This is a genomic window from Streptosporangium sp. NPDC020145, from assembly GCF_040631275.1.
In the GTDB taxonomy this organism is placed as follows: domain Bacteria; phylum Actinomycetota; class Actinomycetes; order Streptosporangiales; family Streptosporangiaceae; genus Streptosporangium.
The window spans coordinates 1-18,752 of sequence record NZ_JBEXZT010000032.1 but is presented as its reverse complement, the minus strand read 5'-3'; the positions used below and the strand labels follow the sequence as shown (position 1 = coordinate 18,752).

The following is an 18,752-nucleotide window of genomic DNA, read 5'->3' as shown; positions in this document are numbered from 1 at the left end:
CATGGACGTTCTCGCCCTCCCCGCCACCGCGCTGGCCGGCCTGCTGGCCGAACTGGCGCGCGAGCACCACGTCCCGGGCGCGCAGCTCGCCGTCCGCCACGGCGGCCGTACGGTGAGCGCCAGGTACGGCGTCGAGACCCACGGCGGCGAGGCGGCCGTGACGGAGGCGACGGCGTTCCCGCTGGGCTCGCTGACCAAGCCGTTCACGGCCACGCTGGCCGCCATGCTGGCCGACGACGGTGACCTGACCTTCGACGGCCCGCTGCCCGGCGGGGTCGAAGGGGTGACTCTGCGTGGCCTGCTCAGTCATACCTCGGGCTTGGCCGCCGACGGCGACGTACGGCACCCCGCCGTTCTGCGGGTGGGCCGGGCGTTCTCCTACTCCAACCTCGGCTACGAGCTGGTGGGCCGCCTGGTCGGGCAGGTCACCGGGATGACCTGGTGGGAGGCGGTCGAGGAACTACTGCTGACCCCGCTGGGCATCGAAGCGTCGTACGCGACGGGACGGCGTACCGGTCGCCGTACCGCGACCGGCCACAGCGTGCATCCGGCGACAGGTCGCGTGGTGCCGGTGGCGCAGGAGCAGGAGACCCCCGGTCAGGCCCCTTCCGGCGCGCTCGCGCTGAGCGCGACCGACCTCGTCACCCTGGCTCGGCTCCACCTGGCCGACCCTGACCTGCCCGTCCTGCTCGACCGGCGTACCCTTCACGAGCTGCGCGAGGATCAGCTGGCCGGGATCGAGATCGGGCCGTACGGGCTGGCGGACGGCTGGTGCCTGGGCTGGTCGGCGCACCACCGCGACGGCCTCGACTGGTACGGCCACGACGGCACCGGCGAGGGCACCTCCTGCCATCTGAGGTTCGAGCCCTCGCAACGAACCGTCGTCGCGCTCACCACGAACGCGGACACCGGGCTCGCCCTGTGGCGCGACCTCACCGAACGGCTGGCCCTCCACGGGATCGCCCCCGGCGACCACCGCCCGCTCGCGGGCTCGGGACCACCCGTGGCGCCGCCGCCCGGGTGCACGGGCACATACGTGAACGGCGGATCGGCCTTCGAGGTCACCAGCGGCGGCGGCGGGCTGCGTCTGCGGTCGGCAGGGCCGATCACCTGCTACCGGGGCGGGGTGTTCGAGATCGGCGAGGGCCACGCGGGGCGGTTCATCACCCTGGGCGGCGACATCGACCTGATCCAGGTGTCAGGCCGTTTGGCTCGCCGGGCGGGGAGCCCCGGAGCATGAAGGAAGCCGCCGTGGAGACCGTCGCTCCCCCGCTCGCGCGTAACAGGCGTTACGCGATCCTGTGGAGCGGACAGTTCCTGTCGGAGTTCGGCAACGAGATCAACTTCGTCGCGTTCCCGCTGCTGATCCTGGCCATGTCGGGCTCCGCGTTGCAGGCCGGGCTGGCCTCGTCGCTGGTCGCGGCCGGTCACATGCTGGCCAACCTGCCCGCCGGTGTGATCGCCGACCGGTGGGACAGGCGCAGGACGCTGCTGCTGTGCCAGGGCGGCCGGGCGCTGGCCGTGGCGTCGGTGGCGGTCGCCGTCTGGCTGGACGCGTTCTCGTTCCCGCACGTCCTGCTCGTGGCGCTGATCGACGGGCTGCTCGGGGCGGCTTTCGAACCTGCGGAGCAGGCCGCGCTTCCGCAGGTCGTACCGGAGTCCCAGTTGTCGCGGGCGGTCGCGGCCAACACGGCGAGACCGTTCATCGCGACGCTGCTGGGCCCGGCGCTCGCCGGGTTCCTGTTCGCGGTTGAGCAGGCGATGCCGTTCGCGCTGGACGGCCTGATGCTGGCGCTCTCGTTCGCGGCGCTGATGTTCCTCCGGCTGCCCGCGCGCCCCGCGCCCGCGGAGCCCGCCCGGGGCGCGGGAGGGGATCTCGTGGCCGGGCTCCGGTGGGTGCTGGGGCAGCGGTTGATCAGGACGACGCTGGTGTGGATGGCGGTGTCCAACCTCGTGTTCACCGCACTGATGATCATCGTGCTGGCGATGTCGCACGAGGACAAGGTGGGCGCGGGCGTGATCGGCCTGACCATGGCCTGCATGGGCGCGGGCGGGCTGCTCGGCGCGGCGCTGGCCGACCGGCTGCACGCCCTGCTGCCCGCTCCGGTCGTCATCATCGGCTTCTCGTGGATGACGGCCCTGCTGACCGGGCTGATGGCGCTCGTGCCCGGCGGCCTGCCGCTGGGGCTGCTGCTGGGCTGTACCGCGTTCTTCGCGCCGCTGGCGAACACGACGATCCTGACGTACCAGATCACGGTCACTCCGGACAGGCTGCGCGGCCGGCTGACCGGCATCGTCGGGTTGTGCTCCGGCGGCGCGGCGGCGCTCGGGCCGCTGCTCGGCGGCGCCCTCATGACCGCCGGTGGAGCGGGGCCCGGCGGCATACTGAGCTGCGCCGCCGCCCTCAGCGTCATCGCGCTGGCGACCACGCTCACCCCGGCACTCCGTCGCTTCCCCACCACCGGCTAAAGCGAACTCAGGCCCTCGCGGGAAACGTCACCGAACGTCAGCCGGGAGAGCATCTGAGGTTGAAAGGCTGAAGCCGCGGCGGTTCGAGGGGCAGGCCAGCCCGGGCGACGAAGCCGTCGAGCAGCGCAGGACGGTACCGCATCCGTTCGAGCCTGGTCTTGACCAGTGTGGTGAGCCGCTCGGCGTCATGGGGAGCGAGGTTGGCCGGGCCCCGTTTGAGAACCGGCCGCACTCCTTCGGCCAGGTTCGGTTCCGGGGCATCCAGCGGCGCCGTGAACCGGACAGGTCCGAAGCCTTGACCTCGAAGAGACCGCCACGCTCTGGCCCCGTAACGACCAAGGTGTCAGGTTACAAGTTTTGACATCTGTTACCAGCCTGCTTACTGTTTCTCGCATGGAGCAGAGAACACTCGGCGCCGACGTCCATGTGGGGGCGGTCGGGCTCGGTTGCGCAGGCATGTCCGGCGCGTACGGGCACAGCGCCGACGAACAGAGCATCGCGACGTTTCGCAACGCGCTCGACGCCGGGATCACCTTCATCGACACGGCCGACCACTACGGGATGGGGCACAACGAGACGCTCATCGGGCAGGCGCTGCGATCCGCCGATCGCGACCGCGCCGTGGTGAGCGTGAAGTTCGGCGCGCTGTTCGGCGTGGACGGCAGCGTGCGCGGCATCAACGGCCGACCGGACGCGATCCCGAACTTCCTGGGCTACTCGCTGCAGCGGCTGGGCATCGACTATGTGGACATCTATCGCCCGGCCAGGCTGGATCCCGTTGTCCCGATCGAGGAGACCGTCGGCGCCGTCGCCGAGATGGTGCAGAAGGGCTACGTGCGCGGCATCGGGCTGTCCGAGGTCGGCGCCGAGACGATCCGCCGCGCCCACGCCGTGCACCCGATCACCGACGTCCAGATCGAGTACTCACTGTTCAGCCGCGGTGCCGAAGACGAGATCCTGCCCACCTGCCGCGAACTGGGCATCGGCGTCACCGCCTACGGGGTACTCGCCCAGGGAATGCTGACCGGGACGTGGCGGCCGTCGGCCGGCGACGCACGGCATCGCGGGCACCTGCCCCGCTTCGCCGCCGGAAACATCGAGACCAACCTCGCGCTGGTCGAACGGCTGCGGGAGATCGCCACCTCCCGCGGTGTCACGGTCGCACAGCTCGCGATCGCGTGGGTGCTCGCACAGGGTCGCGTGCACCGGGACATCGTCGCGCTGGTCGGGGCCAGCCGGCCGCACAGCGTCACCGAGGCGGTGGACGCCACCGGTCTGCGGTTGACCGAGGACGACCTGGACGCGATTGAGCAGGCCGTCCCCCGAGGGGCGGTCGCGGGAGAACGCTACGCCCCCGCCCTGCTCGCGCTACTGGACAGCGAGCGAACGGGCGGCGGACGCTGATGCCCGCCCGAACCCCGCTGGACGCGAACGCCATCCTGGCAGCCACCGAGGAGATCCTGCGGCGCCACGGACCGGACAAGGCAACGGTCGTCGACGTCGCCCGGGCACTCGGGGTCAGCCACGCCGCCGTCTACAAGCACTTCCCCTCCAAGCAGGCGCTGCGCGAGGCCGTGACCCGGCGCTGGCTCGACCGCAACCGCGACGCCCTCGCCGTCATCGCCGCCGACAGCGCGGTCGCGCCGGCGCGGCGGCTGCGTACCTGGCTGCACGCCGTCCTGGCCGTGAAGCAGGCCAAGATTCGCCAGGACCCGGAGCTGTTCGCCGCCTATGGAATCCTCGCCGCCGCGCACAGCAGCGTCGCCACCGACCACGTCGCCGATCTCCTGGGCCAGCTGACGGCCATCATCGCTGACGGCGCCGCCGACGGCAGCCTCCGCACCGACGACGCGGCGGCCACCGCCCGCGTGGTCTTCAACGCCACTGCCAAGTTCCACCATCTCGCCCACGCGGCCGAATGGCAGAACCCCGGCGTCGGCGCCGAGCTCGACGAGGTGTGCAGCCTGCTGCTCGAGGGTCTTCACGCCCCCGCATCGCCGTAGCCGAACCGGGTCGATCATCCGCCGCGACTCGTCAACGGCATGGTCGGCCCTGCCCACCGCCACCCCGGCGGCAACGAACAAGGAGTACGAACGACCATGGTTCAAGCAATCGGAGTGACCCGGCCAGGCGGACCCGACGCTCTTGGCGAGTTCGACCTGGTGGCCGAACCGATCGGTCCCGGTCAGGTCAGGATCCGGGTGAGCAGCGCCACGGTGAACCCGGTCGACACGGTGATCCGTTCTCGTCCGCGGCAGGATGAGGCGGACGCGGTGCGGGTGCCGGGCATGGAGGTCGCCGGTGTGATCACCGAGATCGGCCCCGCTGTCGACCGTCCGTTCGCGATCGGGGACACCGTCATGGCCATCGTGGTGCCCTCAGGCGCGCACGGCGGCTACCGGGCAGACCTCGTCGTGCCGGCACGCTCGGTCGCGAGGATCCCGGCCGGGCTCTCGGACGTTCAGGCCGCCACCATCCCGATGAACGGGCTCACCGCCCGGCTCGCACTTGACACGCTGGCGCTCCCGGCCGGCGCGACGGTCGCCGTCACCGGTGCGGCCGGTACCGTCGGCGGGTACTTCGTCCAGCTCGCCAAGCAGGCCGGACTGGTCGTCGTCGCCGACGCCGCCCGGCAGGACGAGACCTTCGTCCGCGAGTGCGGAGCCGACGAGACTGTGCCGCGGGGGGACGACTTCGCCGCGATGGTCCGCCGCCTCCACCCGGGCGGCGTCGACGGGCTCGTCGACGCCGCCGTGCTGGAGGCCGCCGTACTCCCTGCCGTCAAGGACGGCGGCACCGTCGCCACCCTCCGCGGTTACCAGGGCGACGGGACCGGCCGGGTCCGCGTCGTCCCGATCTTCGTCCGCCACTACGTCGAGGCCGCGGCCAAGCTCGACCGGCTCGCCGAACTCGCCGGTGAGGGACTGCTCACCGTCCGCGTGGCCGGCGAACTGCCGGCCTCCCGAGCCGGCGACGCGCATCGCTCGCTCGAACGGCGTGGCGTTCGCGGGCGGTTCGTCCTACGGTTCGGCTGACCGGCCCTCGCGGAGGGCCGCACACGACTCCCGAAACGTCGTCACCACGGAAGAAACCGTCGCCGCCGTCGAACCGCGAAGGCCGGCCGAGACGAACCTGCTGCTTGTGCGGTAGTGACAGCACCCGTTGGGCGGCCATACGGATCTCGGCCATGGCGTCGAAAACGTCCATGGATGGTCGCGGGCCGTGCGGGCCTGGGGTGCTGTTGACCAACGTGTCATAGGCCGCCAAACCTCGAAGATCCCTAGCCTGACCTTCTGTGATGCCGAAGCTGAAGTACCTCACGCAGCACGGGCGCTTCCCGCGCGGGCGGGCGGAGTTTCCTGACGAGGTGGTCGACCACGTCGCGAAACAGACCGGGTCACGTCCAGTGAAGTGGTGTACGAGCTGACCTTCGCGTGATCCTGTTTCTGCAGGTTAAGCGGTAAGTGTCTGCGGTAGTGGGTTGTGGGCCGGTGTGTCGCCGGCAAGGACGCGCATCCGGCATTTGGCCAGGATGTCGAGCCCCATGGAGCGGCGGGCCTCGGTCCACTCATCGGTCTGCTCGGCCAAAACCGCACCGACCAGCCGGACGATCGCGGCCCGGTCGGGGAAGATCCCGACCACGTCGGTGCGGCGGCGGATCTCCTTGTTCAACCGCTCCTGTGGATTGTTCGACCAGACCTGCCGCCAGGTCTCCTTCGGGGAAGGCGGTGAAGGCCAGCAGGTCTTCGCGGGCGGCTTCCAGGTGCTCGCACGCGGCCGGATACCTGGCCCCCAGCGCGTCGATCACCCAGGCGTGCTGAGCGCGTACCTGCTCGGCGGCAGGCTGGTCGAAGATGGTGCGCACCAAGGTGGCCACCCACGGCTGCGCCGACTTCGGGACGGTGGCAGCAGACTGCGCGGGTAGTGGGTGCGGCATCTCTGCCAGGACGCGCCCGCCAAGGTCGCGCCGATCGCCTCGACCAGGCCAGGATGGGCGTCGGAGACGACCAGCTGCACCCCGCCCAGGCGGCAGGCCACCAAGCCCCGCAGGAACCTCAGCCAGCCGGCGCCGTTCCCGGCCGAGGTGACCTCCAGCCCGAGGATCTCCCGGTTGCCGCCTGCGTTCACGGCCGCGGCGACCAGGACGCGCACGTTTTCGAACTTGATCTTCGCTACTCGAAGGATCACGCGATGGCCGTCACCATTTCCCGGCGCCATGCCTGTGCCAGGTCAAACTCGTACACCACCTCCGTGGACGCAACCCCGACAGAATCCAGGTTCTGCCCGATGTGGCCAGCTCAGAACTGATGGCCGTGAGCTGGAGAAACGTCTCCGCCCTCAGCTCTACCGCCAAAATCTGTACCGATCCCCCGGCGGCCGGTCAGAGGTGTCCGGGGTGAAGAACTGCGGGGGGGGGCGGCTCCTGGGTGGTATGGCCGGCCCCAAGTATTTCCATAACGTAGTCAATTAACTACGATAGGTAGCGACTGGTTGCCGTCGATCCCCACGACACCCCGGGCAGAGCGCCCGCTCATCAGCTGCGGAAACGTCCTTCGCCCAGAAAAGGAGCCCCCATGCGCCGCTTGCGGCCCCTGCCCGTCCTGGCCCTGGCCACCGCCTTGGCCACCCTGACCGGCGTGCCCGGCTTTCCGACACCTGCCCAGGCCGCTTCCTCCTTCGCCAAGGCGGCACCCGCTGCCGACTCCGCGGCCCGGGCGGTCGGCGAGGGCCCGGGTTGCGGCGGCCACCAGGCCGACTGGCGCTCGGCCACCCTTGCCGCGGGCTTCTCCGGCTCGGTGCGGGCCACCTTCTGGAACGGCCGCAGCGGCCCTTATGGCCAGCGCCGGATCGCCCTGGTGCCCGGCGGCGTGATCCCGAGCCTGCCCAACGGCGGCCTGGCGGTCATCAGCGGCAGCATCCAGGACGTTTTCGCCGGGCAGCCGGACGCCTTCAACGGCACCGCCGCCGTCGCCGGGCGCGGCTACACCTGGACGATCACCCCCCGCAGCGACTATCCCCGCCGCCCGGGAGGCACCGCCAGCCTGCTCAACCCCCAGTGCGCCGCCGGCAGCACCAAGGTCACCACCGCCACCTACCACTACCAGTCCAGCCCAGCCACCGGCTCGGTCTTCGTCCGCACCCTCGACGGAACCGTGACCCGAACTGGGTGAGGGCTGCGCTACCGGACGTGTCCCCAGCCGCCTACGAGCGCCCGCAGCAGGAGCTGGACACGCTGCCCGCCGACCGCGCGCTACCCCGTTCGTCGCCGCGCTCGCCGAACTGGCCGAGCTCCAGGCCACTCGGCAAGCGGCCGGCCTCGGCCGGGAAGCATCTGATCAGAGCCTGGATCGGGTGGGGTCGGCGCCCGTGCGGAGCTTGCTGAACGCCCGACACCTCTGCGGCCCCTGGGAAGGTAGCCCTTCGGAACGGGCGGCGCCATGAGGTGACGGTAACCGCCCGGCAGGTGCCTGCATCAGTGAAGCGAAGCGCGGGTCACCACATGAACGAAGATCACTTCCTGGCCAACAGCTTCGGAGAAGAATGTGTTGAATGCGCAGCATCACCGATCTTGAAGCCATCATCGGGCCATCCCGTGTTCCGCCTCCACCCGTGAACTGGACCCTCTTCGAAGAAGGCACCGGCCTGGTGTTCCCGGACGACTACAAGGACTGGGCTTCGAGATACTCCACCCTGGAGTTCGACGAGTTCCTCCTCGTGGGCCATCCCGGAACCAGCGAAACCCCGCAGGAGTACGTTCAAAGCTGGGCGGACGTGCTGGAAAACATGCGCCGGTGGGGGGAACGCTTCGACCAGATCGAACTGGTCGACGACCGCGATGTTCCCCGTCCGGCGCCGCCGTTTCCCGTTTACCCCGCCCCCCAGGGGCTGTTTCCCTGGGGTAACACCTCCAACGGAGACTACTGCTGCTGGCTCACCGACCCGGACCCGGGAAAGTGGACCATCGTCATAACGACACTTCACCGGTGGTGGCACTATCCCGGAACCTTCACCGACGTGCTGGTCGGTCTGCTGAACGGGCACGTCCGGTGCCCCACGTTCGGGCCGGAAGGACTCGTAGGGGCGACCGTGGAGGAGGCTGGGTGGATTCGCGAATCTTGAGTGAGAGAGCCCGCCAGTAGTCAGACCCCGTACCCCTCAAGGGCAGACACGGCCGCCGAGATCAGGCGATTTCTCCTGAAACCGCAGGCTGCGGGCGTAGGTGCTTCCCGTAACGATCAGACGGCATCAGGCCGGGGCCAGGCTGCGACGGCTGGAATGAAAGCAATGCCGTTACTTCCACGTCGCCGCTTCCGTCCTTCCCTTCGCCGAACCGTCACGGTGGCGCCTCCGCCGTTGCATACGCCCCGGTCGGCTCTGTGGTGGATCGTCTGCGTGACCGTGCTGGTGGCCGTCGTGGTCGCCGTCACGTTGTGGTGGCTTCTGGCCGACCCGGCCGCCTCCGTTCCCGTCCCGAGCCCTGGCGTCGGAGGCGGGGTGGGAAGCGTGCGGGGGGAGATGCTGCGCACCGCGCCGGCCGCCGGGGCCGCGGTCGGGGCGGCGGTCACGCTGATGCTGGCCTTCCGCCGTCAGCACCACCAGGAGGTCACCGCCGCGCACACCACCCACGACGCGACCGAGCGCCGGGTGACCGACCTGTACACGAAGGCGGTCGAGCAGCTCGGTCACGAGGCCGCCGCGGTACGGCTGGGCGGCCTGTACGCGCTGGAGCGCCTGGCCCAAGACAACCCCGGGCACCGGCAGACCATCGTCAACGTCATCTGCGCGTATCTGAGGATGCCGTGGGCGTCGCCCGGCGGTGTCCGGCAGGACCTGGCGCCCGCCGTCCCGCGCGCCGCCATCGCCGGAGCCTCCGCCCCCGCCACCGGACGCGACCCGCACGAGGAACTTCAGGTTCGCCTCACTGCCCAGCGCATCCTGGAAGACCACCTCCACGATGACCGCGCACCGGGTGAGCGCATCGCCGAACCGGCCAGCCCCCGGTTCTGGGAAGGCATGTGCGTCGACCTGACCGGCGCCATCCTCACAACCTGAACTTCACCCGCTGCCACTCCGCAGGGGCGATCTTTGTCGGGGCGACCTTCACCGGGGGCGCCAGGTTCTATAGGGCGTCCTTCAGCGGGAGCGCATGGTTCGGCGAGGCGACCTTCACCGGCGGTGCCCGATTGTTCGGCGCGACAGCTGTTCCTCTAGAGGGTCATAGGTGGCCGGATGGATGGCGTTTGGAGGTGAGGTCCGGCGGCGAGGGCCGTCTGGTCGAAGACAGCGCGGCTGATGAGCCGGGGCCGGTCGACGACGCCTCAGAGGAGAAGGCACGATCGGGCAACGCCTGACTGCGGCTGGTGGATCAGGCAGGGGTGTTCCCGCCGTCTGCAGGTGTGGCCTGCTCGCCGGCGCCGAACAGCGTCAGCTGCTCGGCAAGCGGCTCGGCACTGGTGAGTTTCAGGCACCGGCGACAGGTGACCGGCCCGCAGTCTGGGTGGGCGGCGCCCAGGCCCCAGCCGCTGACACCGACCGTGCACGCCGGGCCAGCCACCCGGATCGTTCCGGTGACGGCGTGGTAGGCGCCGCGTTCGCGTTCGGCCGTTACAGGTGGAGAGGGCCGAGGTCGGTGATGACGTCGAGGAACGCGCGGATGACGTCGGATTCGGCGTCGGCGCGCCACACCGGTGCCCAGCGCGAGTCGGGCACGCCCGTGATGGGGATGTAGGCGATGTCGGGGCGGGTGTGGTAGCGCACGGCGTGCGCGTGGACCGGAGCGACGATCTCGCCGTTGGCGACGATGGCGACCAGCTCCATCCAGTCGGCGACCGTCGGTCCGACGCGGATGGGATGCCCGCTCGGGGTTCTGAACGGGACCACCGCGGCGCGCCAGTAGTCGGGGACGTCGGCGGCCAGGGTGGTCTCGGCGGCCAGATCCTCGTACGTGACGGACTCGCGTTGCGCCAGCCGGTGCCGGATCCCGACGGCGAGCACGAACGGCTCGGTGAACATGAGTGGGCCGACGGCCAGGTCGGGTTCGCGGACCGGCAGCCACAGCACCGCGAGGTCGAGGTCGCCACGGCGCAGACCGGCGAACGGCCTGCCGAACGGGATCGAGCGGAGCTGGATCGGATGCTCGGGGTGGCGGGAGGCGAACTCGTCGAAGACCGGGCGCAGGTCGTCGAGCGGGCCTCCGCCGACGATCCCGAGCCGGAGCGGGGTGTCGGCCGCCGCCGTCCCGGTGCTGGCCGTAAGGCGGGCGTTGTCCAGGCCCTTGCGCAGAGCCTGGTAGGCCGGCTGCAGGTCGTCGCGCAGGCGGCGGCCGAGCGCGGTCAGCGCCACGTGGTGCGATGAGCGGTCGAACAGCAGCGCCCCGATCTGCCGCTCCTGCTTCTTGACCGACTGGCTGACCCGGGCCGGCGTCAGCCGCAGCCGCTGGGCCGTACGACCGAAATGCAGCTCTTCGGCGAGGGTCAGGAAGATCTCGATGTCGCGCAGTTCCACGGACGTATCTTCCCCGATGGCGGTAAGCATCGCTTAACGCCGGTTGCCGAGTTGAGCGTTGCCGCTGCTGAGCGGGCCGATGATGCTGGCTCTCGCGAAAAGAAGGCGCGCGAGAGGAAAGGCGTGACGATGAGCGACGTCGGTAACGGATTCACCACAGCGGGGATGGCCAGACTGCGCGGCCTGCTGAACCGGTATGTCGAGTCCGGGCAGATTCCCGGCTTGGTGGCCTTGGTGAGCCGGGGTGAGGAGGTCCACGTCGAGGCGGCCGGGACGATGCGGCACGACGGCGGCCCGGCGATGCGCCGGGACACGATCTTCCGGATGGCCTCGACCACGAAGCCGGTGACGATGGCCGCGGCGATGGTGCTGCTGGACGAGTGCCGTATCCGGCTGGATGATCCGGTGCAGGAATGGCTGCCGGAACTGGCCGATCGGCAGGTGCTCGTCCGCCCGGACGGCCCCCTCGACGACACCGTCCCGGCCCATCGCCCGATCACGGTGCGGGACGTGCTGAGCTCGACCTTCGGGCTCGGGATCGACCTGCCGCTGATGGCCGCGCCGATCGGCGCGAAGATTATGGAGGTCGCCTACTACAGTCCGGCGGCCGGGTCCGCGGTCGACCCCGACGCATGGCTCCGGCTCCTCGGCGGGATTCCGCTGTCCTACCAGCCGGGACAGCGCTGGCAGTACGAACTCAGCCACGACGTGCTGAGCATGCTCGTCGCCCGGGTGACGGGTCAGACGCTGGGCGATTTCCTGGGCGAACGGGTCTTCGAACCGCTGGGCATGCGCGACACCGGATTCTGGGTCGGCGAAGCCGCGATCGACCGGCTGCCGCCCTGCTACATGCCCGACCCGGGCACCGGGGAGTTCCACGTGTGGGACGAAGCCGCCGGCGGCAGTTTCAGCAAACCGCCGATGTTCCATCGTGGCGGTGGAGGGCTGGTGTCCACCGTGGACGACTACCACACCTACTTCCGGATGCTGCTGGCCGGCGGAGTCCATCACGGCCGACGGATCCTGTCGCGTCCCGCGGTGGAGCTGATGACCACCAACCGGCTGGGGGCCGAGGTGCAGGCCCTACGCCATCAGATGGCTGTCAGCAACGTGCACCTGTCGTACGGGCAGGGGCAGCACGGTGGCTGGGGGTTCGGCATGGCCGTCAGGACGCACCGCGGCGATTACTCGCCGATCGGGCAGTTCGGGTGGGATGGCGGCACCGGGACGTCGGTCTACGCCGACCCGCGCCACGGGGTCACCGGCATCCTGCTGACGCAGGTCGGACTGTCCGTGCCCGCTCCCGCACGGCTCATCCATGACTTCTGGACCACCGTCTACCAGGCCATCGACGCATAGCCGCGATGCACGCTTGCGGGCTTCTTCTTGTTGATCACCCCCGTTACGGTTGTGGTGATGTCGACGAGGTTCATTCGCCTCCCGTGACGACGATCCCGCGCAGACCGGGTCCTGCCGCATCCATGCCCGGCTCGCAGGCGTCGGGATGGGGCAGGTGCTCCTGGGCCGCTCCCCACACGATTCACAAGTCCGCCGCGAAGGTATGAGGGGCACTTCGCTCGCTGATGCGCAGGGCCCCGCGTCGGGCGCCGTGCCCCGGAAGGTGGGAAACCTCATCGAGGGTGGGATCGGGCCACGGCACCCGGTCCAGAAGCCGGAGACCCGTCGGCGCCGGCCGAGGACTGTGCGGACGTAGCCCCAATTGGCCTGGCGGCGCGTCGGTGGATGCACAGTCGCTGGGCCCGTGACGGCTCAGGCTGGTCAGGTAGGTCTGCGATGTGGGCGACGGAGTCGGCCCAGGACTCCTAAAGCCACGCCCAGGGGCGAAGTAGCGGTCTAACCACAGGTCAGCGGGCTCCCGAAGCTGCGACGAACTGCAAAGCAGGCGGGCCGGTCCAGCTCAGCACGGGTTTCCGTACCGCTCGCCAGGGCCGAGTCTCGGCGGCCCGTCCCGGGTCGGCATCGGGGACCGGATTGGCGGGGCGATCGGAGTCAGAGCCGTGACCTGGAACAATGCGGTTCCGGTGACCGGGCACAGAGTCGTAGTTCTGTCCGGTCGGCCTCCTGCTTTGCCCCTGGCCGTAGCTTCGGGAGTCCTGGGCCATGCCGTCTGACCCGCCCTCGCCGACCGGCAGGGATCTCACAATGGTCGGGCGTTGACTTTGTCGCAAGTTATGACGCATCATCTTGATACAAAGCTTGCGACAAAGGAGGCGCTGTGACCCCCGAACCGTTACCGGACGCCGGCCCGCAGACGCGTGCGACCGATCTGCGACTGGCAGGCGAGTGGCTGGCCATGCACGACCTGGCCGGCACCCGCCCGACCCCACTGCTGGCCAGCCGGCTCGCGGTCCGCAGACGCGCCCGCCTGGCCGCTCAGATCATCCCGGCCGTGCTGATCATCGCGAGCGCGCTCGCCGCCGCTTCCGCCTTCGGCGGCTCCCCGCCGCATCGCCCACTGCCTCTGCTGGCCCTGACCGCGCTGGTGGCCGGGCTGCTGCTGGCACAATCACTGCTCGACCGGTGGGTGCGACGCGTCGACCAGCGGGCGGGCGCGACACTGTCCCGCAGGGCCACCCACCTGATCCAGCCCGGCTGGCGGGCCGTGCTCGGCAGGCCGTACGCCGCCTTCGCGGCCGCCACGTTCGCCGGAACGATGGCGCTGGCCGCAAGCGCCCTGGCCGTTCCCGACCCCACCCTGCGGCAGCCAGCCGTCGTCCTGCTGATCGCCCTGCTCGGCGCGACGGCCATCACCGCCATGCAGTTGCGCCACCTGCTCAGGCACCCGGTCGTGGCGCAGGATGAGGAGTCGCTGACCGCCGACGTCATCATGCGCGTCGAAGACGCCCGCGAGCTCACCACGCCGAGCGTGCAGTGGTCGCTGCCCATGGTGCTGCTGTTCGGCACCGCGCCCGGCTGGTGGGGCGCCGCCGCGGTCGCCAACGTGGTCCTGGGCATGGTCGCGTGCATCGCCCTCCGCGTCAGGACGCCGTCGAGCGCGACGGTGGCCCGGCGGGCCATGAGCACCCGATGATCGTCATCGACGCGGCCTCGCCGGTGCCGCCGTTCGAGCAGCTGCGGGCCCAGCTCGCCCGGCAGATCCAGGACCGCACGCTGGCCGTGGGCGCCCGGCTGCCGACCATCCGCCACCTGGCGGCCGATCTCGGCCTGGCCGTCAACACGGTCGGCCGGGCCTACCGGGAGCTGGAGGAGGCGGGGCTGATCGAGACGCGCGGGCGGGCGGGCTCGTTCGTGTCGGCGGCCGGTGAGGAGGGCCGGGAGCGGGCCCGCCGGGCCGCCGCCGAGTACGCGGCCGTGATCGCCAGCGTCGGCCTCGACGCGGGCGAGGCGATCCGCATCGTACAGGCGGCTCTGACGTCCGGCGCGGCGGCACCGGCCTCGTCATGACCGCGACCCGGCCGCAGAGGTCACGTCGCCAGGCACACGACGCCGACGTGGCCCAGGACTCCCGAAGCTACGGCCAGGGGCAAAGCAGGAGGCCGACCGGACAGGACTACGACTCTGTCGGTCAGCGGAATCGCGTCGCCCCAGGTCACGGCTCTGACTCCGGTCGCTCCGCCGATCCGGTCCTCGACGCCGGCCCGGGACGGGTCGCCGAAGTCCGGCTCTGACGAGCGGTACGGAAACCCGCGCCGAGCTGGATCAGCCCGTCTACTTTGCGGCTCACCGCAGCTTCGGGAGTCCTGAGCCGTGTGAGCCGTAGGGCAGCGGCAGCACGGTCTCAACGAAAGTGTCATCAGCCCAAAAGTCTGGAGTTCAGTCTCCGACCTGTCCGGTCGGATCCGGGCCGTCGAGTCCGGCGAGCAGTTCACGCAGCAGGTCGGCGAGGAGCTCACGGCGTTCGGGGGCGAGATGGCCGACGAGACGGTCCTCTGTGAGAAGCAGATCGGCGACGACGCGGTCGAGCAGGGCTCCGCCCGCCTCGGTGAGGGTGACCGCGCGCGCGTGGTAGCCCGACCCCACAGCGGTCCGTTCGACCAGCCCGGCCCTGACCGCCCGCTCCACGCGCTGGGTGATCGCGCCGCGCGTCACCATGCACGCCCCGGCCAGCTCCCCCGGGCTCATCCGGTACGGCGGGCCGGAGCGCCGCAACGTGGACAGCAGGTCCAGCGTCGCGACGTCCACCCCCAGCGCCGCGAGGGTGCGGCGGCGCTGGTCGCCGAAAACCTTGGCGGCCCACCAGACGCGGGTGACGATCCCGATCGACTCCACCGGAACACCCGGCAGTTCGCGCCGCCAGGCGTCCTGGATGGCATCGGCGCCGTCGCGTGGCGGCTCAACGGCCACGCTCGGCGCCGCCGTTCACCTGGATGATCTGCGCGGTGACGTGCCCGCTGCCGGGCGAGGCGAGCCAGTGCACGGTCTCGGCGATGTCCCCCGGTGTCCCGGCCCTGCCGGTGTGGGTCTGCGTGACGAGCGCCGCGCGGCGTTCCTCGCTCAGGGTGTCGCCGAAGAACTCGGTGTCCTCGACCAGTCCCGGGGCGACCGCGTTCACCGTGACGCCACGCGGCCCCAGGGCGGCGGCGAGGTCGAATACATACGGGTGCAGGGCCGCCTTCATCGGGCCGTAGGAGGTGCCACCCGAGCCTCGGAAGGCCGCGATCGAGGTGATGAACACGATCCGGCCCGACGGGTTCAGCAGATCGCGGAACGCCTCGGTCGGCAGCACCGCCGTCAGCACGTTGGCCCGGAAGTTGCTCGTCCACCGTTCCGCGACGCCGCCGGACCCGCCGTGCCGTTCGATGTTGCCGCCCGCGTTGTTGACCAGCACGTCGATCACGCCGAAGCGCTCGGCCAGGTCGGCGCGCACCCGTGCGACCTCGGCCGGATCGCTCAGGTCGGCCGCCAGCGCTGTGCCGCCGATCTCCTCCGCGGTCTTCTCCAGTACGTCGGCGCGGCGGCCGATGATCAGCACCTGGTCTCCGTCCGCCGCGAAGCGCGCCGCGATCGCCTTGCCGATGCCGGTGCCCCCGCCGGTGACCACGATCACACGTGTCATGCCGCCCTCCTCAAGTTTAGGCCTAAAGTCAGATTAGCGGAGAAGGGGCGGTCCGTCGCTGGGTTGCTGTTGCGATTGGACCAAGCCGCCCAGCAGTGCCCCGCCCGCCATCACCGACAGCTCTCGGACCGCCGCGCTGTGGCGTCTTCCTGCGCGTATTGGCGCTACTAGGGAGTCGCGCCCGGTGTGGAGGTCACGCGCTCGAGCTTGGTCCAGCCCGTCCAGCCTCGCTGCTTCAGCAGTTCGATCAGCCGGCGCGCCGGCGGCACAGTGGCGAACGCCAGTGTGTCCATCAGCTTGACGAGCGGCAGCTCGATATCGATGTCGTCGACATAGTCCTCGCCCCGCTCGTCGGCCATACGCGTGAGATAGGCGGCCAGCTTGTCGGCCAGCTCGATCAGCCGCGGATCGTCGTCGGCCCGGTCAAGGGCCTGGCCCAGGATGAGATAGAAGTCGACCAGCCGCGGATCGTCGAGCTGCTTCCGCTTGCGTGCCATCCACTCCGGGACTCGCTCGGGTGAGTGCGCGGCCAGCGGGATCCAGCCATCGCGCTCGGCCTGAACGATCCGCTCGTCGACCCCGAGCGCCCGCATCCGGTCGAGATACTCGACCACCTCCGGGGGCAGGACCAGGCTGTCCCCGGAGGCGAGCCGGGCGATTCGCTCTCGGTGCCGCTGCCTCTCCCGGATCTCCGCCTGCAGTTGCCTGTCGATGTCCGCGACCGCCGCGGCGAACTCCTCCTGCCCGGCCCGTAGCAGCTCCCGCACCCGCGCCAGCGGAACCCCGGCCTCGGCGAGGGTCCGGATCTTGATCAGTTCGATCACGGCGCCGGCGTCGTATCTGCGGTAACCGGAGTTATCCCGTTCAGGCTCCGGCAGCAGCCCCTTGGCGTGGTAGTGCCGCACCGCACGCACCGTCACCCCCGCGTACGACGCCAGCTCGCCGATGGTCACCATCAGACCAGTCTCCAGGAACCGCTCAAGAGATCGCCCGACCGGATGAGACCGGTGCATCAAGAATGATCTGCGCGATGTGCGGGGCATGGGTGAAGACCAGCTGGTGATCGGTGTCGAGCCAGCTGGTGGCAATGTGCGGATGCTCGCGGACAAGCCGCTCGACGCCGGCACGCCAGTTCTGGTTGAACCGCGGAGCAGGCCCTTCGCCGCTGTCGCCGGCCATCGAGGTCGACATGATCATACTGACGGGCCGGTCGATGTTCCTGTACCGGCCGAGGATCTCGGACCGGATCACGTCGATCTCGAGGTTCAGGTCGAGGATCTCCTGGGCGCTGAGCAGCACCTGACGCGCGGTGCCCCGCTCGGCCTCCTGCTGAGTCGCCAGGTCCTTCCACATGGCGCGGAACGCCGGCAGGGCTGCCTCGGTGATGAACGGTTCGGGCACCGGGTTCGCCCCGTCGATGAGAACAAGCTCGGCGACGGTGTCAGGATGCTCGGAGGCATAGTGCACGGCCAGGTCGGCGCCCAGCGAGTAGCCCACCAGTACGGGCGCTGTCGGGAGGCCGAGGTTTCCCAGCTCCGCCATCACCGCGACGAGATCATTGAGGAAGTCCTCGAAGGAGTACCGGTCGGCGGCCGAGGCGAGGCCATGCCCCCGCAGGTCGAAGGTCACCACGTCGTGATCGCGTCTCAGCAGCTCGATCAGCTCGCGCAGGTGGGCCTGGGTCGAGCTTAGGCCAGGGCACAGGACCAGCGGTCGTCCCTGACCGCCGCAAGACACCGGGATTGTGACGCCGTCGTGGTGGATCGTGAAGCGCCGGATCGTCCTGTCGCCTCTCTCCGCCCGCCCTCCATCATTGTTGTGCTCGTCGTACAGCTCGGCGACCTCGATCGCCTTGGTTTCCGTGGTCATGCCACCATGCTGAAAGCTTGACCCTGCGTCAGGGTCAAGTGGCGCGGCAACATGACGCCCATACATCCGCGATCGCCGGCTCGGCTCCTGCCGCAGCCCGCCAAGCCGCCGCCGACTTCCTTGGCTCCGAAACCGCGGTCCTCTCCAAAGCGCTTGTCGGCTATGCCCGGGTCTCTACCTGTGCTCAACGGCTGGACCGGCAGTCCCACGCGCTCGAAGCCGCCGGCTGCATCCGCATCTTCGCCGACAAGCTGAGCGGCAAGAACACCGACCGCGAAGAGCTCACCAAGGCCCTGGACCACCTGCGGTCCGGCGACACCCTGGTCGTTCCCTCACTCGACCGGCTCGCCCGCTCCCTGGCCGACCTCATCACGATCGTCACCGAGCCGCGCCGCCTTCCAGTCCCTGAAGGAAGCCCTCAACACCGCCACCCCCGGCGGCCGCCTCGTCTTCCACGTCTTCGCCGCGCTCGCCGAATTCATCCGCGAGCTCATCGTGGAAGGCACCTATGAGGGTCTGGCCGCCGCCAAGGCTCGCGGCGCCCGACTCGGCCGCCCGCCCGCGATGACCCCGAGCAGGTCCGGAACGCCCGCGCCTTGCTCACCCAGCCCGACGCCACCGTCTCCTCGATCGCCCGGCTGCTGAACGTCAGCCGCTCCACGATCTACAAGTGCGTGCCCGAACTCGCCACGGGCCGCCCCGCCGCCGAACGGCCAACGGCGCGAGCCGAGTTGGAAGCGGGACATCGATTCCCCAGATCAGCGCCTACCTGGCGGCTAGGAGTTGTCTCAAAGTGAGGTCAGCAGCCAGTCGTTGATGATGGCGATGTGAAGGCTGGCCTCGTAACGGGCGGCGAGTTTGTCGTAGCGGG

Annotated in this window: 19 protein-coding genes and 3 pseudogenes; 15 read left to right on the top strand and 7 right to left on the bottom strand. The window is 70.1% G+C overall.

What is annotated here, in order from left to right:
* Position 1: 1 nt before the first annotated feature.
* The gene (locus tag ABZ463_RS35990; protein WP_362783475.1) at positions 2-1,240 is read left to right on the top strand and encodes a serine hydrolase domain-containing protein; all 1,239 of its coding nucleotides are present in this window, start codon (positions 2-4) and stop codon (positions 1,238-1,240) included.
* Positions 1,237-2,469 (top strand): MFS transporter, encoded by a 1,233-nt coding sequence (locus tag ABZ463_RS35985; protein ID WP_362783473.1) that lies wholly within the window; start codon positions 1,237-1,239, stop codon positions 2,467-2,469. Before ABZ463_RS35990 ends, ABZ463_RS35985 begins: the two co-directional genes overlap by 4 nt.
* 37 nt (positions 2,470-2,506) lie before the next feature.
* Here the strand turns inward: ABZ463_RS35985 and ABZ463_RS35980 are convergent, their stop codons facing one another.
* Entirely contained in the window at positions 2,507-2,701 is a 195-nt protein-coding gene (locus tag ABZ463_RS35980) for a hypothetical protein (protein ID WP_362783471.1), read from the bottom strand.
* A gap of 161 nt (positions 2,702-2,862) precedes the next feature.
* On the opposite strand from ABZ463_RS35980, the gene ABZ463_RS35975 reads away from it, so the two are divergent.
* The 3 genes from ABZ463_RS35975 (at position 2,863) to ABZ463_RS35965 (ending at position 5,504) form a co-directional block, all read left to right on the top strand.
* Positions 2,863-3,873 carry an aldo/keto reductase gene (locus ABZ463_RS35975; protein WP_362783468.1) on the top strand — a complete coding sequence of 337 codons (1,011 nt, stop codon included), beginning with the start codon at positions 2,863-2,865 and terminating at the stop codon, positions 3,871-3,873.
* Positions 3,873-4,472 (top strand): TetR family transcriptional regulator, encoded by a 600-nt coding sequence (locus ABZ463_RS35970; protein WP_362783465.1) that lies wholly within the window; start codon positions 3,873-3,875, stop codon positions 4,470-4,472. The genes ABZ463_RS35975 and ABZ463_RS35970 overlap by 1 nt, the downstream gene beginning before the upstream one ends.
* A 96-nt stretch (positions 4,473-4,568) precedes the next feature.
* Positions 4,569-5,504, top strand: a complete 936-nt coding sequence (locus ABZ463_RS35965; protein WP_362783462.1) for an NADP-dependent oxidoreductase — start codon at positions 4,569-4,571, stop codon at positions 5,502-5,504.
* Positions 5,505-5,922: 418 nt separating this feature from the next.
* Here the strand turns inward: ABZ463_RS35965 and ABZ463_RS35960 are convergent.
* A pseudogene (locus ABZ463_RS35960) lies at positions 5,923-6,657 on the bottom strand (transposase); the annotation flags it as partial.
* Between the two features lie 386 nt (positions 6,658-7,043).
* On the opposite strand from ABZ463_RS35960, the gene ABZ463_RS35955 reads away from it, so the two are divergent.
* The 4 genes and pseudogenes from ABZ463_RS35955 to ABZ463_RS35940 form a co-directional block, all read left to right on the top strand.
* Positions 7,044-7,640, top strand: coding sequence for a hypothetical protein (locus ABZ463_RS35955; protein WP_362783459.1), 597 nt, complete (start codon positions 7,044-7,046; stop codon positions 7,638-7,640).
* Positions 7,641-8,019: 379 nt separating this feature from the next.
* The gene (locus ABZ463_RS35950; RefSeq protein WP_362783456.1) at positions 8,020-8,589 is read left to right on the top strand and encodes an SMI1/KNR4 family protein; all 570 of its coding nucleotides are present in this window, start codon (positions 8,020-8,022) and stop codon (positions 8,587-8,589) included.
* A gap of 273 nt (positions 8,590-8,862) precedes the next feature.
* The gene (locus ABZ463_RS35945; RefSeq protein ID WP_362783453.1) at positions 8,863-9,522 is read left to right on the top strand and encodes a hypothetical protein; all 660 of its coding nucleotides are present in this window, start codon (positions 8,863-8,865) and stop codon (positions 9,520-9,522) included.
* Positions 9,486-9,656: pseudogene (locus ABZ463_RS35940) on the top strand (pentapeptide repeat-containing protein); the annotation flags it as partial. The gene ABZ463_RS35945 and the pseudogene ABZ463_RS35940, both read left to right, overlap by 37 nt.
* Positions 9,657-10,074: 418 nt before the next feature.
* Here ABZ463_RS35940 and ABZ463_RS35935 read toward each other — a convergent pair.
* Positions 10,075-10,974: a LysR family transcriptional regulator gene (locus ABZ463_RS35935; RefSeq protein ID WP_362783450.1), complete on the bottom strand. Its 900-nt coding sequence runs from the start codon at positions 10,972-10,974 to the stop codon at positions 10,075-10,077.
* A gap of 129 nt (positions 10,975-11,103) precedes the next feature.
* Between ABZ463_RS35935 and ABZ463_RS35930 the strand changes: the two genes are divergently transcribed.
* The 3 genes from ABZ463_RS35930 (at position 11,104) to ABZ463_RS35920 (ending at position 14,400) form a co-directional block, all read left to right on the top strand.
* Positions 11,104-12,333, top strand: a complete 1,230-nt coding sequence (locus ABZ463_RS35930) for a serine hydrolase domain-containing protein (RefSeq protein ID WP_362783448.1) — start codon at positions 11,104-11,106, stop codon at positions 12,331-12,333.
* An 877-nt stretch (positions 12,334-13,210) separates the two neighbouring features.
* The gene (locus tag ABZ463_RS35925) at positions 13,211-14,026 is read left to right on the top strand and encodes a hypothetical protein (RefSeq protein WP_352013487.1); all 816 of its coding nucleotides are present in this window, start codon (positions 13,211-13,213) and stop codon (positions 14,024-14,026) included.
* Complete coding sequence (locus ABZ463_RS35920; RefSeq protein ID WP_352013486.1) at positions 14,023-14,400, top strand: GntR family transcriptional regulator; 378 nt, start codon at positions 14,023-14,025, stop codon at positions 14,398-14,400. Before ABZ463_RS35925 ends, ABZ463_RS35920 begins: the two co-directional genes overlap by 4 nt.
* A 369-nt stretch (positions 14,401-14,769) precedes the next feature.
* Here the strand turns inward: ABZ463_RS35920 and ABZ463_RS35915 are convergent, their stop codons facing one another.
* The 4 genes from ABZ463_RS35915 to ABZ463_RS35900 form a co-directional block, all read right to left on the bottom strand.
* On the bottom strand, positions 14,770-15,300 hold the full coding sequence (locus ABZ463_RS35915) for a MarR family winged helix-turn-helix transcriptional regulator (RefSeq protein ID WP_362783445.1): 531 nt from the start codon (positions 15,298-15,300) through the stop codon (positions 14,770-14,772).
* On the bottom strand, positions 15,290-16,012 hold the full coding sequence (locus ABZ463_RS35910; protein WP_362783442.1) for an SDR family oxidoreductase: 723 nt from the start codon (positions 16,010-16,012) through the stop codon (positions 15,290-15,292). Before ABZ463_RS35910 ends, ABZ463_RS35915 begins: the two co-directional genes overlap by 11 nt.
* A gap of 167 nt (positions 16,013-16,179) precedes the next feature.
* Positions 16,180-16,968 carry a MerR family transcriptional regulator gene (locus tag ABZ463_RS35905; RefSeq protein ID WP_362783439.1) on the bottom strand — a complete coding sequence of 263 codons (789 nt, stop codon included), beginning with the start codon at positions 16,966-16,968 and terminating at the stop codon, positions 16,180-16,182.
* 22 nt (positions 16,969-16,990) lie between these two features.
* A complete protein-coding gene (locus ABZ463_RS35900) occupies positions 16,991-17,881 on the bottom strand; it encodes an alpha/beta fold hydrolase (RefSeq protein WP_362783436.1) in 891 nt (296 codons plus the stop codon).
* Between the two features lie 17 nt (positions 17,882-17,898).
* Here ABZ463_RS35900 and ABZ463_RS35895 point away from each other — a divergent pair, with 17 nt between their 5' ends.
* The 3 genes and pseudogenes from ABZ463_RS35895 to ABZ463_RS35885 form a co-directional block, all read left to right on the top strand.
* On the top strand, positions 17,899-18,393 hold the full coding sequence (locus ABZ463_RS35895) for a recombinase family protein (RefSeq protein WP_362783433.1): 495 nt from the start codon (positions 17,899-17,901) through the stop codon (positions 18,391-18,393).
* On the top strand, positions 18,287-18,526 hold the full coding sequence (locus tag ABZ463_RS35890; protein ID WP_362783541.1) for a recombinase family protein: 240 nt from the start codon (positions 18,287-18,289) through the stop codon (positions 18,524-18,526). The genes ABZ463_RS35895 and ABZ463_RS35890 overlap by 107 nt, the downstream gene beginning before the upstream one ends.
* Positions 18,442-18,678, top strand: a pseudogene (locus tag ABZ463_RS35885) (helix-turn-helix domain-containing protein); the annotation flags it as partial. The gene ABZ463_RS35890 and the pseudogene ABZ463_RS35885, both read left to right, overlap by 85 nt.
* Positions 18,679-18,752: the final 74 nt, after the last annotated feature.

Excerpts from the sequence above, each read along its gene's own strand:
- ABZ463_RS35990 (WP_362783475.1), top strand. The coding sequence starts at position 2 with ATGGACGTTCTCGCCCTCCCCGCCACCGCGCTGGCCGGCCTGCTGGCC.
- ABZ463_RS35985 (WP_362783473.1), top strand. The coding sequence starts at position 1,237 with ATGAAGGAAGCCGCCGTGGAGACCGTCGCTCCCCCGCTCGCGCGTAAC.
- ABZ463_RS35975 (WP_362783468.1), top strand. The coding sequence starts at position 2,863 with ATGGAGCAGAGAACACTCGGCGCCGACGTCCATGTGGGGGCGGTCGGG.
- ABZ463_RS35970 (WP_362783465.1), top strand. The coding sequence starts at position 3,873 with ATGCCCGCCCGAACCCCGCTGGACGCGAACGCCATCCTGGCAGCCACC.
- ABZ463_RS35965 (WP_362783462.1), top strand. The coding sequence starts at position 4,569 with ATGGTTCAAGCAATCGGAGTGACCCGGCCAGGCGGACCCGACGCTCTT.
- ABZ463_RS35955 (WP_362783459.1), top strand. The coding sequence starts at position 7,044 with ATGCGCCGCTTGCGGCCCCTGCCCGTCCTGGCCCTGGCCACCGCCTTG.
- ABZ463_RS35950 (WP_362783456.1), top strand. The coding sequence starts at position 8,020 with ATGCGCAGCATCACCGATCTTGAAGCCATCATCGGGCCATCCCGTGTT.
- ABZ463_RS35930 (WP_362783448.1), top strand. The coding sequence starts at position 11,104 with ATGAGCGACGTCGGTAACGGATTCACCACAGCGGGGATGGCCAGACTG.
- ABZ463_RS35920 (WP_352013486.1), top strand. The coding sequence starts at position 14,023 with ATGATCGTCATCGACGCGGCCTCGCCGGTGCCGCCGTTCGAGCAGCTG.
- ABZ463_RS35910 (WP_362783442.1), bottom strand. The coding sequence starts at position 16,012 with ATGACACGTGTGATCGTGGTCACCGGCGGGGGCACCGGCATCGGCAAG.
- ABZ463_RS35905 (WP_362783439.1), bottom strand. The coding sequence starts at position 16,968 with ATGGTGACCATCGGCGAGCTGGCGTCGTACGCGGGGGTGACGGTGCGT.
- ABZ463_RS35900 (WP_362783436.1), bottom strand. The coding sequence starts at position 17,881 with ATGACCACGGAAACCAAGGCGATCGAGGTCGCCGAGCTGTACGACGAG.